Genomic DNA, 15,785 nt, shown 5'->3' with positions numbered 1-15,785 from the left:
GTTCGAGGATTCAGGCTGCAACCGGCAATATCGGCTCGTCGGCGCCGGGGCTCCATTGGGCGTATTTCTTCATCACGCCCTTGAAGAGCGAGCTCTGCTTATGCCCCTCCAGCCATGCCTGCAGCGCGGGCAAATCCTGCGCGTTGAACCAGTCCATGTCGGTGTGAGCGAACTGGCGGATGAACGGAAAGATCGCGATGTCGGCCAGGCTCCGTTCGGCCCTGACAAGCTGGCCCCCCTGCGCTGTGATCCGCACGTCCAGATCCTGAAGGATTTCGAGACCACTGGCGCGCGCGGCGCCGGGCACGAGATCTTCGTCGGAATAGCGATTGGGGTATTTGTATCTGTCCAGCGCGCGCTTGAACGGACCATCATTGCGCGCGATCAATTCATGCGTCGTGTCGGGATCGGCGTCCAGCCAGCCTTCCGGATCGTTCTGCGCCAGCGCCCAGCGCATGACATCGAGGCTTTCATCCACAATGTCACCAGAGGAGGTCAGCAAGACCGGCACGGTTCCTTTCGGGCTTGCCTCCAGCATCTCGGCCGGCTTGTCCCGCAGGACGACTTCACGGACCTGCACCGGGACACCGGCTATGGAGAGGCCCATCCGGCCACGCATGGCATAGGGGCAACGTCGAAACGTGTAGAGCGTATGCGCCGCGCTCATGCGTCTTCGCTCCGGCGTGCCTCCGGGCCCATATGTTCCTGGCCGCGCTGGCGGGCAAGGTCGATCTGCTTCTGGCGCTCGGCAAAGCGGGCGCGTTGCTCATCGCTCATCTCGTCGATGCAGTGAGGGCAGGATACGCCAGGCACATAGCTGGCCTCCGCCTTGTCCGCATCCGTGATGGGACGCTTGCAGGCATGGCACATGTCGTACTCGCCGGGCGTCAGGTCGTGCTTTACTGACACGCGCTCATCGAAGACGAAGCATTCGCCGCGCCATTTGCTGTCTGTCTCGGGCACGGTTTCGAGGTATTTCAGTATGCCGCCTTTCAGGTGGAAGACATCCTCGATGCCCTCCGATTTCACAAAGCTGGTCGCTTTCTCGCAGCGGATGCCGCCCGTGCAGAACATGGCGACCTTGGGTGAGCGGCCTTCGGCTTCAAGCTTGGCGCGGAATTCGCGGAACCATTCCGGAAACTCCCGGAACGTCTTGGTCTCGGGGTCAATCGCGCCTTCGAAGGTGCCGATGGCGTATTCATAATCATTGCGCGTATCAATCAGCACAGTGTCCGGATCGCTGATTAGATCGTTCCACTCATTCGCCTCGACATAGGTCCCGACCAGCGCATTTGGATCCGTGCCGGGCACACCCATTGTGACGATTTCCTTCTTCAGGCGCACTTTCAGGCGCAGGAACGGCATCTCGTCGGCTTCGGAGAATTTCGCTTCAAGATCTGCCGCCCCCGGGATTGCGCGAAGGGCAGACAGCGCAGTCTCAATGCCATCAGCCGTACCGGCAATCGTGCCGTTCACGCCCTCGGCCGCCAACAGGACGGTGCCCTTGACGCCGGCACCACAAAGAAGCTGGGCGAGATCCGCCTTGCGGGCTTCAAAGTCCGGGAAGGAGAAGAATTTGTAAAAGGCTGCAATCGTGTAGGTCATGACGCGCCTTATGCCAGAATGCGGGGCAGATTTGAATATTGGCCGCGCAGGCTCGTGTCAGACCGGCTCAGACAGGATGCGCGGCAGTTTGAAGGTCACCGTTTCTCGGGCCGTCTCGATCTTGTCGAGTGAGACATCGAACCGCTCACCGCAGGCATTGATCACACCCTGCACAAGGTCTTCCGGCGCGCTGGCCCCGGCGGTCAGGCCGAGGGTTGACACGCCATCAAACCAGGCCCAGTCGATGTTCTCCGCGCTCGCCACCAGTTCCGCCCGTGCGGCACCGGCGCGCTTGGCAACTTCGACCAGTCTGACCGAATTGGAACTCGTCGTCGCGCCGATAACGAGCACCAGATCTGTGCCCGGCGCCAGAACTTTCACGGCATCCTGACGGTTTGTGGTGGCGTAGCAGATGTCTTCCTTGTGGGGGCTCGAAATGCCGGGGAAACGAGCCTGTAGTGCGGCGACAATGTCTGCGGTGTCATCGACCGACAGGGTCGTCTGGGTAACGAAGGCGACATTGTCTGGATCGGTGGGCTCAAACGCGGCGACGTCCTCGACGGTTTCGATCAACGTGATCGTGTCGCCGGGCAATTGTCCCATCGTACCGATGACTTCGGGGTGTCCTGCATGACCGATCAGCACAATCTCACGGCCTTCGCGATGATGGCGTTCGGCTTCGACATGCACCTTGGAAACAAGCGGACAGGTCGCGTCGACATAGATCATGTTCCGGCGTTCGGCTTCGGCGGGCACGGATTTCGGTACGCCATGCGCGGAAAAGATGACCGGGCGGTCTTCCGGGCATTCGTCCAGTTCCTCGACGAATATGGCCCCAAGCTCCTCAAGACGACTCACCACATGCGCATTGTGGACGATTTCGTGGCGCACATAGACTGGCGCGCCCCATTTGCCGAGGGCTTCTTCGACAATCTGAATGGCGCGATCAACGCCCGCGCAGAAGCCCCGCGGGGCGGCAAGGCGGATTGTAAGTGGCTGCCTGTCGGTCATTTCATCCTATCTCCTGCCTGTGGGCGTTGCGCCGAGACGTCTGGGCCTTTAACACATCTGCAGCAACAGATGGACAGGCCTTTGCATCAGGCCAAGAAGGACACGCCGACGCATGATTAAATATGCCCCACTTCTCGCCGCGGTCATCCTCTCTGGCTGTGGAGGCAGCAAGCTCGCAGAGACTTTTGATACGCGCCAGAATGCCGGGCCATGCCCGCCAGTTGGTGCGCTGTATGATTCGTCGCGTTATATCGAACTTGATGGTGGCGGTGAACTCTACACCAATATCGAATACACCGGAGAGGTGATAGATGTTCGCCTGTTCTGTCGGTATGTCGGAACAGACCCACTGAAGGCGGAACTCGAGATCGATTTTGCGTTTGGCAAAGGTCCAGCGGCTGACGCGTCCACGCACACCTTCCCGTATTATGTCGCGGTGATCCGGCGCAGTGGTAAGGTACTCGCCAAGGAATACTTCAATGTCGATGCGAATTTCGGCGGTAACAAGCTCGCAGGTGCCACGGAAGTGATCCAGACCATCGAGATCCCACGCGTAGACGAGTCGATCTCAGGCACGAACTTCGAAGTGATTGTCGGGTTCGAGCTGACCGAAGAGCAATTGGAATTCAACCGCGCGGGCAAACGTTTCCGCATGGATGCCGGGCAGTAACATCATGGCCAGTCTGATCAATGAATTGTCGGCGGCCGCCAGCGCCGCCTTTGAAGCTATGGGGCTGGAGGCGAGATGGGGGGCTGTGCGCCGGTCTGACAAGCCCGAATTTGCTGACTTCCAGTGCAATGGCGCGATGGGCGCTGCCAAGTCCGCGGGTCGTAACCCACGCGAGATCGCTGGCGAAATTGCTGCGGCGCTGAAAGAGCATTCGATGATCTTGTCGGCGGAAGTCGCCGGGCCGGGCTTCATCAATATCCGCGTTTCGGACGAGGCCATGTCTCAGCGCGCAGAATTCATTCGGACAGACGACATGGCAGGTGCGGAGCCTGCGCCGGACCCGAAAGTGACCGTGATCGACTTTGGTGGCCCGAATGTCGCCAAGCCGATGCATGTCGGCCATCTGCGCTCGGCCGTGATCGGCGACACGCTGGTGCGTCTCCTGCGCTTTCTTGGCGACAAGGTGACAGGCGACACTCATCTCGGCGACTGGGGGCTTCAAATGGGCCACTTGGTTACCGAGCTGTATGACGAGCAGCCGGACCTGATCTATTTCGACGAGAGCTTTGAAGGACCGTATCCAGAAGAGCCGCCAGTTACGATTGATGATCTGGCACGCCTGTACCCTGCTGCGAGCGCCAAAGCGAAAGCAGATGCCGCGCGCAATGAGCGCAGCCAGAAAGCGGTCGCAGAGCTACAGGCGGGTCGGCCCGGCTATCGCGCCTTGTTGCGCCATTTCATCAATGTTTCCGTCGAGGCGTTGAAGATCGATTACGAATTCCTGAACGTGCATTTCGACCTCTGGAAGGGCGAAAGCGATGTGGATCACCTGATCCCGGGACTGGTCGAGAAGTTCAAGACGGCGGGTCTCTCTGAAGAGGATGATGGTGCCGTCATTGTTCGTATTGAGCGTGACAGCGACAAGAAGGACATGCCGCCCATCATGTTGGTCAACAGCCGCGGCGGCACCGGGTATCACACCACGGACCTTGCGACGATCGAAGACCGAATGGAGAATATGGAGCCCACGCCGGAGCTGATGCTCTATGTGGTCGACCAGCGCCAAGCGCTGCACTTCGAACAGGTCTTTCGTGCGGCGGAGATGCTCGGCCTGATCGATGAAGGCCATATGGAGCATATCGGCTTCGGTACGGTGAATGGCGACGACGGCAAGCCCTTCAAGACCCGCGAAGGCGGCGTACTACGCCTGGCGGACCTGAACACGATGGCGTTTGAAGAGGCGCAGAGAAAGATTGTGGAAGCCGGCAAGCTGCCCGAAGATATGTCGGAACAGGAGCGTCATGAAGTGGCTGCCGCTGTGGCCCTAGCTGCGCTGCGTTTCTCGGATCTGCACAATACGCGTACCAGCAATTACGTCTTTGACCTCGACCGCTTTACCAGCTTCGAAGGCAAGACCGGGCCCTACCTGCTTTACGCGGCCGTGCGGATCAAATCCGTTCTGCGCAAAGCTGCGGAGGCCGGTTTCAAGCCGGGCGACATCAAGATTGGCCATGATGCAGAGCGCGCCCTCGTTTTACAGCTGGATGCCTTTGCAGCCGCGCTCCTTCAAGCGCGAGAGAAACGCATGCCGCATGTCCTGTGTGAGCATGTGTACAACCTCGCCCAGGGGTTCAGCGCCTTCTATGCCGCGCTGCCGATCGCCTCGGAAGAGGATGCCGATTTGCGCGCCAGCCGTCTTGCCTTGTCAGCAGCTGTCCTGAACCAGCTGGAGACCGGGCTGGACCTCCTCGGGATCCGTATTCCGGAGCGCATGTAGTCTCTACAGCGGTGTAGCTTGCCACTGAGCAGATCCTCCCTGATCTTTCGTTGAGAGATAAGTAGAGGAGTTATCAGATGGCCAAGAACGTGCCCGCGCCCGTGGACGCACCTGTGGAGCCTGCGCCGCAATGGGAGTTCGCGTCCCAATGGTCCAAGGCATGGAAAGTGCTAAAATGGTCCGGCGTCGCCCTGCTGACCATCGCATTCCTGACGGTGATCGGGCAGGGATTTCTGTTCTATCGCATCTTCGATGATGTGCACCCGGTGCTGGGATACAGCTTCATCCTGATTCTCGCCGCGCTGTTGTTCTTGCTGGTTGGCCGACCGCTGGCGTCATTTCTGTCGATGCCTGTCGCGGCGAAGCCACCGCACACGCCGTTCGATATAGAGAAACCAGACATCTCGCTCCTCTCCCAGCGCCTGAAATATGATCTGAAATATCTTGCCATGCTGAAGCGGAATCCGCTGCTGGCTGATGAAGTGTCCGCGATGGAAGAGGGTATCGCTATCGGTCGCGCCTTGCTCGCGCGATTTGCGATTGCGGGCGAGGAGTCTGCGGCCAATGTCGCTGCAGATCTCGAAGCTTTCCAGAAGGACCATATTGAGATCCATTTGAAGAAGCTGGATGCGAAGGTCGACAAGCTGATCCATGCGGAGGCTGTCGGCGTGGGCGTAGCCACAGCATTTTCGATGAATGGCACTGTGGACGCTTTCGTTGTGCTCTGGCGCAACGCCAATCTCATCGCACGTATCTCTCAGATCTATTTCGGGCGACCGCATCTTGGCGGCACGCTGCTGATTCTACGCGATGTGGCCGCAATCGTGATCGTCAGTCGCGCGCTGGAGGATGTGACCGACATGACAGGCGATGTCATTGGCGGATTGCTCGGCCGGATGGGTGGGCTGATCGCCGGGCCGGTCATGGATGGCGCGGTGAACGCAATGCTCACTCTGAAGATGGGCTACCTGGCCAAGCGGCGGTGCCGCGCCTTCGAGGGCTGGTCCGCACGGCAGGCCCGGTCGATCTCGGCAGAGGCGCTCGAGCGGGTGAAAAAGGAATCCGGTTCGGTCGCGACAGACCTGCTGAAGCGGTGTGGCGGTCTGACGTCTCGGGCTGCCTGGGCGGCGGAACAGACCATGTCCGGCTCGCGCAATGCCTGGTCGATGGTTCAGGGCTGGTTCGGCCGCAAGCCGTCGGAAGCATGATCCCCGCTTGGTTGCCCAAACATCTGGCAGGCGGCGTGGCAAGACAGGGGGGTGCTGACTCTCTGCTTGCTGGCCACCAGAATCCGCGCTAGTTCGACACTCATAGACGACCTCCTCCCGGGAGAGAGCGGGTAACCAGCCCCGCCGCCGAAGGCGCAACCGCCCCGGAAACGCTCAGGCAAAAGGACCGGGGGAGAGACAACACGCTGGAAAGAGGCGGGCCTTGTGGTGCCGTCTCGCCGAAGGAGCAAGCCCGTACATCGGGCGGAATCTCTCAGGCGCCCAAGACAGCGGGGGCGACGATGCGCAGCTTCGGGCTGCCCCGTCTCCTCATGAAAGGGCGTCATGGCCGAACCGACAACTGATAATCTGAAGCGCACTCCGCTTCATGACCTGCACGAAGAACTTGGTGCGAAGCTGGTACCGTTTGCGGGCTATGAAATGCCGGTTCAGTATCCGATGGGCGTCAAGGACGAGCATCTCTGGACCCGGTCCGAGGCAGGCTTGTTCGATGTGTCTCATATGGGACCGTGCTTTCTCTCCTTGGCAGATGGCATTGGTGGTGGAGACGAGGCGCACGCGAAAATCGCTGCGCTGATTGAAACGTTGGTGCCCTCCGATATCGCCGGACTGAAAGAAGGTCAGGCGCGTCTGACCGTGCTGCTCAATGATGAGGGCGGCATTCTCGACGACCTGATCATCACACGACCAATCGGCGAAGAGGCGCAGGGGTCACTTTACATCGTTGTCAATGGTGCGGTGAAGGAGGCGGACTGGGCCCTCTTTGAGCGGACATTCGAAGGCAAGGCCGTGTTGACACGCGCCGATGATCGCATCTTGTTTGCTCTGCAGGGACCAAAGGCCGCCGAGGTAATGCAGGACTTTTTCCCGGGCTGTGCAGAGCTCAAATTCATGCGTCACATGCCGTTCGAGCTGAATGGGACTCGCTGCATCGTATCGCGCTGTGGGTATACGGGTGAAGATGGTTTTGAGGTGCTGGTCTCTCCCGAGGCGGGCGTGCCGCTGATCAAGGAGATGTTGACGGATGAGCGCGTGAAGCCGATTGGTCTCGGCGCACGGGACTCCCTGCGCCTGGAAGCGGGATTGTGCCTTTATGGTCACGATATGGATACCACCCGCGATCCGGTGGAGGCGGACCTTGCCTGGGTCATCCAGAAGAAGCGTCGTGAGCAGGCCAATTTTCCGGGAGCGGAGCGTATTCTGAAGGCGCTTTCCGATGGGCCGGCTGAAAAGCGCGTTGGCATCAAGCCACTTGAAAGGGCCCCCGCGCGCGAAGGCACAGTGATCGAGATCGGCGGCGAACCTGTGGGTGTTGTGACATCCGGCGGTTTTGGCCCCAGTGTCGATGGGCCAGTAGCCATGGGCTATGTGCGCGCGGATCTGGCCGAACTTGGCACGAAGATTGACCTGATGGTGAGAGGCAAAGCGCGCGCTGCAGAAGTTTGCGAGCTGCCTTTTGTGAAACCGAATTACAAACGCTAAGAGGGAAACGGGCGATGACAACTTACTATACTGAAGATCATGAATGGATCACGGTTGAGGGCGATATCGCCACGGTCGGGATCACGAAATATGCGGCGGACCAGCTCGGCGATGTGGTCTTTGTCGAAGTACCGGAAGCAGGCGCCAGCTTTGGAAAGGGCGACGACATGGCTGTTGTTGAAAGCGTCAAGGCGGCGTCTGACGTTTACGCGCCTGTGGCTGGCGAAGTGACCGAGGGCAATGGCGCGCTGGCCGATGCTCCGGAAACCGTCAACGAAGATCCGGAAGGCGCAGGCTGGTTCTGCAAGATGAAACTGTCCGATTCCGGAGAGCTTGGCTCTTTGATGAATGTGGATGCGTACAAGGCTTTCTGCGACGGCCTGTAGGGGCCTCCTGACACTCTGATGGAGTAACTAGCATGAGATACCTCCCCCTGACACCGGAAGACCGCGCAGACATGCTGGGCACGGTCGGTGCCAATTCGGTCGATGACTTTTTCACCGATGTACCGGAATCGGCTCGCCTGAGCGGTACAATCTCCGGCCTGCCGGACCATCAGGGGGAGCTCGCCGTTGAGCGCCATATGACGAAATTGGCCGCGAAGAACCGCTCGGCGTCGTCGGGACCGTTCTTCGTCGGCGCTGGTGCCTACAAGCACCATGTTCCGGCCACGGTCGATATGGTGATCCAGCGCTCCGAGTTTCTGACAACCTACACGCCCTACCAGCCGGAAATTGCGCAGGGCACGCTACAGACCTTGTTCGAATTCCAGACCCAGGTCGCCGCGATGACCGCAATGGATGTGGCAAACGCCTCCATGTATGACGGCTCCACGGCCTGCGCCGAGGCGGCCATCATGGCGACCCGCGTGACGCGCCGGAAAAAGGTGATCCTGTCGGGCGGACTGCACCCGCACTATGCGGCCGCCACGAAAATGGTGTGCGAGGCGCAAGGGTTCGAGGTCGTCCAGTTGCCGGTCGCCGTGGATGATGAGAATGCGCTGGCCGATGCCGTCGACGATCAGACAGCCTGCGTGATCGGCCAGAGCCCAAACATTTTCGGAACGGTGACGGATTTATCGAAATCCGCAGACGCCGCTCATGACAAAGGCGCGCTGCTTGTGTCGGTCTTCACCGAAGCCGTTTCGCTGGGCCTTGTCACGCCTCCGGGTGAGATGGGCGCGGACATTGCCGTGGGTGAAGGCCAGTCCATCGGCAACGGCCTCAATTTCGGCGGGCCCTATGTTGGCCTGTTTGCCTGCACGCAGAAACTGGTTCGCCAGATGCCAGGCCGCCTGTGCGGTGAGACGGTGGACGCCAACGGGGATCGCGGGTTCGTGCTGACGCTGTCGACCCGCGAACAGCATATCCGCCGCGATAAGGCGACCTCGAACATCTGCACCAATTCCGGCCTCTGCGCGCTGGCCTTCACCGCGCATATGACGCTGCTGGGCGGCAAGGGGCTGGAGCAATTGGCCCTGCTGAACCATGAGGCGGCCTGCGATCTTGCCGATGCGCTGGAGGCTGTGCCTGGTGTCGCAATCGTGACGCCGCGCTTCTTCAACGAGTTTGCCTTCCGGACCCCGATGGATGCCGAAGCTGTTCTGGCCATGCTTGATGAGGCCGGTGTGGTCGGCGGCGTTCGCGCCAGTCGCCTCTTCCCAGATGGACATATGGGCGACGTCATCCTCTGCGCAGCCACAGAATGCACGACGGCGGAAGATATAGCCGCCTATGCTGCCGCTCTGAAGGAGATCATCTGATGACCATGAACACCCAAGGCCGCCCGACATCTCCCGTTTCAGCTGCCAGCCAGTCCGTGGACACCGTGTCCGGCTCGAAAGGCCTGCTGCAAGCCGAGGGCCTGATCTTCGAGATCGGCACACAAGACACGACGGGCGTTGACCTGCCCACGCCGAAGAACCGCACCGGTCGTCTTGGCGGCGTTGCGCGCAAGCAGCCGACCGGCCTTCCTGGCCTGTCTGAGCCGCAGACGGTGCGCCACTATATGCGCCTCAGCCAAAAGAATTATGCCATCGATCTTGGCCTGTTCCCGCTGGGCAGCTGCACAATGAAACACAATCCGCGCCTCAATGAGAAACTGGCGCGCCTGCCGGGCTTTGCGGATATCCATCCGCTGCAACCGCAGGCGACCGTGCAGGGCGCGCTGGAACTCATTGACGAATTGGCCACCTGGCTGAAGACTCTGACCGGTATGCCTGCGGTCGCGATGAGCCCCAAGGCCGGAGCGCATGGAGAGTTTTGCGGCATGATGGCGATCCGCCAGGCTCTGGTAGCGCGCGGCGAGGCCGACACGCGCAAGCGCGTCCTGGTGCCGGCCTCCGCCCACGGAACGAACCCGGCAACTGCGGTTCAGTGCGGTTTCATTGTGGACGAGATCAAGGCCAATGCCCGCGGCCGCGTCGACATGGAGTCTCTGAAGGCGAAGCTCGAAAAATCCGACGACATTGCCGGCATCATGCTGACCAATCCCAATACGTGCGGCCTGTTCGAAACCGACATCAAGGAGATTGCCGATCTCATCCATGCGGCGGGTGGATATTTCTATTGTGACGGTGCGAACTTCAACGCCATTGTCGGCCGGGTCCGCCCGGGCGATCTCGGCGTCGATGCAATGCATATCAATCTGCACAAGACGTTCTCGACCCCGCATGGCGGCGGCGGACCAGGCTCCGGCCCGACAGTCTTGTCAGACGCGCTGGCGCCTTACGCCCCGGTGCCCTTTGTCGTGAAGGACGAAGATGGCGTCTTCCGTCTGGTTGAGGATATGGAAGGTGATGCCAAAGAGAGCTTCGGCCGTATGGTCGCCTTTCACGGGCAGATGGGAATGTTCGTCCGGGCCCTGACCTATATGCTCAGCCACGGCGCAGATGGCCTGAAGCAGGCCGCCGAGGACGCGGTCCTCAACGCCAACTATATTCAGGCCCGCCTCAAATCCGTGATGACCCCAGCCTTTGAGGGTTATTGCATGCACGAGGCATTGTTCTCCGACGCCTTCACGGCAGATGGCATCGAAACCATCGACATTGCGAAATCTCTCATCGATGAAGGCTATCACCCGATGACGATGTACTTTCCCCTGGTCGTGCATGGGGCGATGTTGATCGAGCCGACAGAGTCGGAATCGAAGGCAGAGCTCGACAGGTTCTGTGACTCGCTGGAATCCATAGCCCGTCGCGCTGCGCAGGGGGATGAGACGCTGAAGGGCGCGCCTTACCTCGCCCCGATGCGTCGTCTCGACGAGACACAAGCGGCCCGTAACCCTGTTTTGAAATGGTCACAGCCCGACGCCAATTCCGTCGCGGCGGAATAAGCCTTACGGCGCGACCCGGCCGAGCGGCTTTGGCTGCTCGCGCCGGAAGATAGCGCTTCGAGTTTTGGCAAAGACGACAATCATCGGTCGTTCAATGAAGCGATAGGTCATCGCCGCGACGAAGAGCGTGGCAAACAGCGCCGTGGCGTAGAGAACGATATTGTCCAGCGGTCCGGCATGTCCTGTCTGAAAGAGCGGTCTGAGCGCCGGAACCTTGGATAATTCCGCGAAGCCAATGCGGATTGGCGCCAGAATGATCGGGTGACACAGGTAGAGCGAAAACGACCAGTCGCCGACACGCGCAAGGGCGCCATGCACTCTCATAAAGCCAGGTTCCATTGCGCGGATCCTGTCCGGCATGGCCTGTCCGCCCAGCCAGCCAATCCAGAAGACGATTGCGGCGGCGATCGCCCCGACAATGAGCGACACGATCAACGCATCAAGGCGTTGGCTGAACGGCGCAGCTTCAGTGAGATTGAAACCGAGAATTCCGAGCGTCGCAACGAGTGCGCCGATGCCGGCCGGAATGAGCCAGGCTTGCCGGCGGTTCAACTCCAGTGTGGCAAAGCCGTAAACGAGCAGCGTACACGGCAGGCCAAACCAAAATACCCGGCCCCACATCATCAATTGATCATCCTCTACGCCCTGAAGACCGAGACTGGCCATCAGCCAGAAAACAGCCACCAAGGTGAGCATACCGCTGCGCCAGGCTACGCCAGAGCTGACCAGCAAACCGACTACCGCTCCCATGATAAACTCCATCGTCATGGGGTAGAAGATCAATGAAACGATATCGGCCGAAAAAGGCTTGGTTAGTCCGAAGAATGTGCCTGCCGCGATTGCGCCGCCCCACCCCAACAGGACCCATAGCCAAAAGCGCCGCGGCAGCAGAATGATCAGTGTGAAGGCGAGATAGAAATAGATCTCGTGAACCAGCGTCCAGCCGACACCAAGCACCGGATGCGCATTCTGGGGAACCAGAAAGAAGGATTTTATCAGGAATGGAAGAAGCGGCTGTCCCTGGCTGACCCGGCTCCAACCTTCGCCCAGACCAAAATCATTATACAGGAAGAACATGCCAGTCATGATCGCGGCGAACAGCCACCAGAGCGGGTAAATCCGGGTAACGCGGGCGAAGAGGAAGTCCAGGCTGGAGCGTATACCGGACCTCATGCCTTGGGTTACATGCACCATGATGAAGCCGGAAATCACGAAGAAGAGGTCAACTCCGGCATATCCATTCGTGACAAAGCCATTCAGGAATGGCGTCTCCGAAAGGCCATTGTTGCCGATCGCCAGCATTTCCATTGCGCGAATGTGATAGACGACAACCAGCATGGCGGCCAAGCCGCGTAGGATCTGGATGGACTGAAGTTTCATGCCGTCCTCTAGCCAAGTTGCCGTTCATGACAGCAAGAATTCGCAAAATGTAGCAATCAGGTAACGCAGACACCAGACTTTGAACACATGCTGTCGATACCACTGGCGACACTCGATAATTTTACCATATTCAGCAGCATGGCAGACGACGAACCCTCATTGTCAAAACGAGCAGATGCTATGCCAAAGCCCTCAACAGGGCTTCGGAATGGCGTGAATGTGGCATTCCGCCAGATTCTCGCACTGACGGGTCTCATCATGATCGTCGTCGCTATTCCAATCGCGTTTGTGACGCCAATCATACCGGTCGGTTTGCCCATTGCCATTGTGGGCGTTGTATTGCTTGGGCGCAATGCTGTTTGGGGACGGCGCTGGATGGAGAGCGTGCTGGATCGGCATCCGCGTGTCGAACGGTTTGCGCCGAACTGGTTGATGCGTTTGGTTTTCGGTCGAGACAAGAAAGACCCGTTCAAGCCAGATCTGTAGCATTGCATTGCACTTTTATGCGTGCGCGGGGAACAAATAAGCGTTTGCGCATCAGCCAACCCTTGAAGCCGCAGCAAATCTCAGCAGTATGCGCGTCTTGTATTTGCGGAAACGGGGCAAGACGAAATGCGAAGATTCCACGGGCTGGCAGCAGCCTGCACAGCTGCGCTTTTGCTGGCAGCATGCGGCGGCGATGACTCTAAAAAGGCTGACTCGAGCGCGAAGGAAGGGTTTGACCGCAATCCGTATCCTTCGACCTATCAGCCCTATCCAAATGATCCGGTCCTGATCACCAATGCGACCATTCTGGATGGCGAGGGAAATCTGATCGAAGACGGCAGCCTTCTGCTGAAAGACGGCAAGATTTCCGCCATCGGCAGCGATATCAAGGCGCCTGACGGTGTTGAGACCATTGACGCAAGTGGGCGTTGGGTCACCCCCGGCATCATCGACAATCACAGCCATCTTGGTGTTTACCCGTCGCCAGGTGTCAGTGCGCATGGTGATGGCAATGAGATTTCTGCCCCCGTTACGGCAGAGGTTTGGTCAGAGCACGGCGTCTGGCCGCAGGATCCCGGCTTTACGCGCGCTATTGCCGGCGGCATCACCTCAATGCAGGTCCTGCCCGGTAGCGCCAATCTGTTTGGAGGGCGCGGCGTAATTCTCAAGAATGTGCCGAGCCGCACGGTGCAGGGCATGAAGTTTCCAGATGCGCCCTACACGCTGAAAATGGCCTGCGGTGAAAACCCGAAACGTGTTTATGGTTATGGCGCCGGTCGTTTCCCGGGCGGGGCTCCCTATTCGCGCATGGGCAATGTCGCCGGGTATCGCCAGGCCTGGATCAAGGCCGCTGAGTACAAGCGTAAATGGGACAAGTTCGCAGATGAAGGCGGAGAGCCGCCTGCGCGGGATCTTGAGCTGGATACGTTGGCGGGTGTGCTGAATGGCGACATCCTCGTGCACATGCACTGCTACCGCGCCGACGAAATGGCTCAGATCATGGATATGTCCAAGGAGTTTGGATACAAGGTTGCCTCGTTCCACCACGCTGTCGAAAGCTACAAGATTGCCGACAAGCTGGCAGACTATGGCGCGTGTTCGTCCATGTGGGCTGACTGGTGGGGCTTCAAGATGGAAGCCTATGACGGAGTTCGGGAAAACATCCCCCTCGTACACAAGGCGGGTGCATGTGCCATCGTCCACTCAGACAGCGATGTTGGCATTCAGCGCTTGAACCAGGAAGCGGCCAAGGCCTGGTCCGACGGCCAGAAAGCCGGGATCGACATTCCGAAGGAGGTCGCATGGACCTGGCTGTCGCTGAACCCGGCGAAATCCCTCGGCATCGAGGATCGAACCGGCAGCCTGAAGCCGGGCAAGATGGCGGATGTTGTCATTTGGTCTGGTGATCCGTTCAGCGTGTATACGAAGGCGGACCAGGTCTTCATCGACGGTGCGTTGATGTTTGACCGCGACCATCCTGAAACCAATCCTGTCATGGACTTTGAACTCGGCCAGCCTGGCGAAGGAGATCGAAAATGATCCGTACACTATTTGCAAGCGTCGCTGCGATCGGCCTGACCGCTGCACCCGCACTCGCCGAAACAATTGTCCTGCGCGGTGAGACTGTCTGGACCGGCACGGCGCAGGGGACAATTCAGAATGGCGTTGTCGTGATTGAGGACGATCGTATTGTCACGGTCGGCGGCGAGAATACCGAAGTGCCAGATGGTGCAACCGAAATCTCCGCGGCATGGGTTACGCCCGGCCTGATTGCGGCCTTCTCGCGAACAGGGCTTGTCGAGGTCAGCGCAGAAGATTCGACCAATGACACAATGGCCGCAAATTCCAAATTTTCGACATCGCTGAATGCGGCTGATGGCTTCAATCCCGATGCGACAGCAGTGGACATCACACGTATCGAGGGTTTTACCCGACTGGTCGTCGCGCCGAACACGGGCAACACCATTTTCGCGGGTCAGGGGTTCGTGGCTGACACAAGCGGTGATCTGGATGCGGACATTGATGCGCAAGCCTTCTCCTTCATCAAACTTGGCGAGTCCGGCGCAGGGCTGGCGGGCGGGTCGCGGCAGTCGGCCATGGCTATGCTTCGCGCCGCTCTGGACGATGCACGGACGTATCCGGCCAGATACCTGACCCACAACGAAGGCGCTGCGCTGAACCGGCTGGATGCCTTGTCCTTCTCTACCGCCGCCCGGGGTCAACAATTGATGGTCATTCAGGCCAGCCGGGCGAGTGACCTGAACGCGGTGATGGATTTGGCGGAAGAATATCCCAATCTGGACATCGTCATTGTGGGGGCAGATGAGGCTTGGCGCGTGGCAGACCGTTTGGCCATCATGGATATTCCGGTCATCATCAACGCATTTTCAAATCTTCCATCTTCATTCGAACAATTGGCTGCGACGTCAGAGAATGCTGCGCGGTTGGCGGATGCTGGCGTGACCTTTGCGATTGCAAATATCGGGGATGAAAGCCATCAGGCCCGGTTGGCGACGCAATTGGCAGGAAATGCCGTTGCCAATGGCCTTTCATTCAACGATGCGCTGGCCGCGCTCACAACGGCGCCGGCAGACATTTTCGGTCTTACCGGGTTCGGACGGCTTGCGCCGGGCGCCCATGCGGATGTTGTTGCATGGGATGGTGATCCGCTGGAAGTGGTCTCCTCGCCCACAGCCGTGATTATCGCTGGTGAAGCGCAATCTCTGGAGTCTCGTCAGACTCGTCTTCGCGACCGGTATCTCAGCCTGGACGAATCTGAACGCCCACGCGCTTATTCACGTCCATGAGGATA

14 protein-coding genes and 1 riboswitch are annotated in these 15,785 nt (G+C 59.3%); of the genes, 10 read left to right on the top strand and 4 right to left on the bottom strand.

Annotation, left to right across the window (positions count from 1 at the left end; genetic code table 11):
* Positions 1 to 10: 10 nt before the first annotated feature.
* From HF931_RS15815 to ispH, 3 genes are read right to left on the bottom strand one after another with little or no spacing between them, the layout of a single operon-like run.
* A complete protein-coding gene (locus tag HF931_RS15815; protein ID WP_273241022.1) occupies positions 11 to 667 on the bottom strand; it encodes a glutathione S-transferase in 657 nt (218 codons plus the stop codon).
* On the bottom strand, positions 664 to 1,605 hold the full coding sequence (trhO, locus tag HF931_RS15810; protein WP_273241020.1) for an oxygen-dependent tRNA uridine(34) hydroxylase TrhO: 942 nt from the start codon (positions 1,603 to 1,605) through the stop codon (positions 664 to 666). The genes HF931_RS15815 and trhO overlap by 4 nt, the downstream gene beginning before the upstream one ends.
* 57 nt (positions 1,606 to 1,662) lie before the next feature.
* Complete coding sequence (gene ispH, locus HF931_RS15805; RefSeq protein WP_273241017.1) at positions 1,663 to 2,616, bottom strand: 4-hydroxy-3-methylbut-2-enyl diphosphate reductase; 954 nt, start codon at positions 2,614 to 2,616, stop codon at positions 1,663 to 1,665.
* A 112-nt stretch (positions 2,617 to 2,728) separates the two neighbouring features.
* Here ispH and HF931_RS15800 point away from each other — a divergent pair, with 112 nt between their 5' ends.
* From HF931_RS15800 to gcvPB, 7 genes are all read left to right on the top strand, one after another.
* Positions 2,729 to 3,286 carry a hypothetical protein gene (locus HF931_RS15800; RefSeq protein WP_241764193.1) on the top strand — a complete coding sequence of 186 codons (558 nt, stop codon included), beginning with the start codon at positions 2,729 to 2,731 and terminating at the stop codon, positions 3,284 to 3,286.
* 4 nt (positions 3,287 to 3,290) lie between these two features.
* Complete coding sequence (argS, locus tag HF931_RS15795; RefSeq protein WP_273241015.1) at positions 3,291 to 5,063, top strand: arginine--tRNA ligase; 1,773 nt, start codon at positions 3,291 to 3,293, stop codon at positions 5,061 to 5,063.
* A 77-nt stretch (positions 5,064 to 5,140) separates the two neighbouring features.
* Positions 5,141 to 6,271, top strand: a complete 1,131-nt coding sequence (locus tag HF931_RS15790) for a DUF697 domain-containing protein (RefSeq protein ID WP_273241013.1) — start codon at positions 5,141 to 5,143, stop codon at positions 6,269 to 6,271.
* Positions 6,272 to 6,379: 108 nt separating this feature from the next.
* Positions 6,380 to 6,471: riboswitch (glycine riboswitch) on the top strand.
* Between the two features lie 145 nt (positions 6,472 to 6,616).
* On the top strand, positions 6,617 to 7,774 hold the full coding sequence (gcvT, locus tag HF931_RS15785) for a glycine cleavage system aminomethyltransferase GcvT (protein WP_035553054.1): 1,158 nt from the start codon (positions 6,617 to 6,619) through the stop codon (positions 7,772 to 7,774).
* A gap of 14 nt (positions 7,775 to 7,788) precedes the next feature.
* Entirely contained in the window at positions 7,789 to 8,160 is a 372-nt protein-coding gene (gene gcvH / locus HF931_RS15780) for a glycine cleavage system protein GcvH (protein ID WP_035553057.1), read from the top strand.
* A gap of 32 nt (positions 8,161 to 8,192) precedes the next feature.
* Positions 8,193 to 9,536: an aminomethyl-transferring glycine dehydrogenase subunit GcvPA gene (gene gcvPA / locus HF931_RS15775; RefSeq protein ID WP_273241011.1), complete on the top strand. Its 1,344-nt coding sequence runs from the start codon at positions 8,193 to 8,195 to the stop codon at positions 9,534 to 9,536.
* Complete coding sequence (gene gcvPB, locus HF931_RS15770) at positions 9,536 to 11,107, top strand: aminomethyl-transferring glycine dehydrogenase subunit GcvPB (RefSeq protein WP_273241009.1); 1,572 nt, start codon at positions 9,536 to 9,538, stop codon at positions 11,105 to 11,107. The genes gcvPA and gcvPB overlap by 1 nt, the downstream gene beginning before the upstream one ends.
* Before the next feature lie 3 nt (positions 11,108 to 11,110).
* Here gcvPB and HF931_RS15765 read toward each other — a convergent pair whose 3' ends face one another.
* Positions 11,111 to 12,487: an acyltransferase family protein gene (locus HF931_RS15765; RefSeq protein WP_273241007.1), complete on the bottom strand. Its 1,377-nt coding sequence runs from the start codon at positions 12,485 to 12,487 to the stop codon at positions 11,111 to 11,113.
* Between the two features lie 180 nt (positions 12,488 to 12,667).
* On the opposite strand from HF931_RS15765, the gene HF931_RS15760 reads away from it, so the two are divergent.
* The 3 genes from HF931_RS15760 (at position 12,668) to HF931_RS15750 (ending at position 15,780) form a co-directional block, all read left to right on the top strand.
* Positions 12,668 to 12,973, top strand: coding sequence for a hypothetical protein (locus HF931_RS15760; RefSeq protein WP_273241005.1), 306 nt, complete (start codon positions 12,668 to 12,670; stop codon positions 12,971 to 12,973).
* Positions 12,974 to 13,099: 126 nt separating this feature from the next.
* On the top strand, positions 13,100 to 14,512 hold the full coding sequence (locus HF931_RS15755) for an amidohydrolase (protein WP_035553067.1): 1,413 nt from the start codon (positions 13,100 to 13,102) through the stop codon (positions 14,510 to 14,512).
* Complete coding sequence (locus HF931_RS15750) at positions 14,509 to 15,780, top strand: amidohydrolase family protein (RefSeq protein WP_273241002.1); 1,272 nt, start codon at positions 14,509 to 14,511, stop codon at positions 15,778 to 15,780. Before HF931_RS15755 ends, HF931_RS15750 begins: the two co-directional genes overlap by 4 nt.
* Positions 15,781 to 15,785 lie beyond the last annotated feature (5 nt).

It is taken from the genome of Hyphomonas atlantica corrig., assembly GCF_017795365.1.
Taxonomy (GTDB): domain Bacteria; phylum Pseudomonadota; class Alphaproteobacteria; order Caulobacterales; family Hyphomonadaceae; genus Hyphomonas; species Hyphomonas atlantica.
Note: the sequence above shows the minus strand (reverse complement) of the source record. Positions and strands in the feature narration are given on the sequence as shown.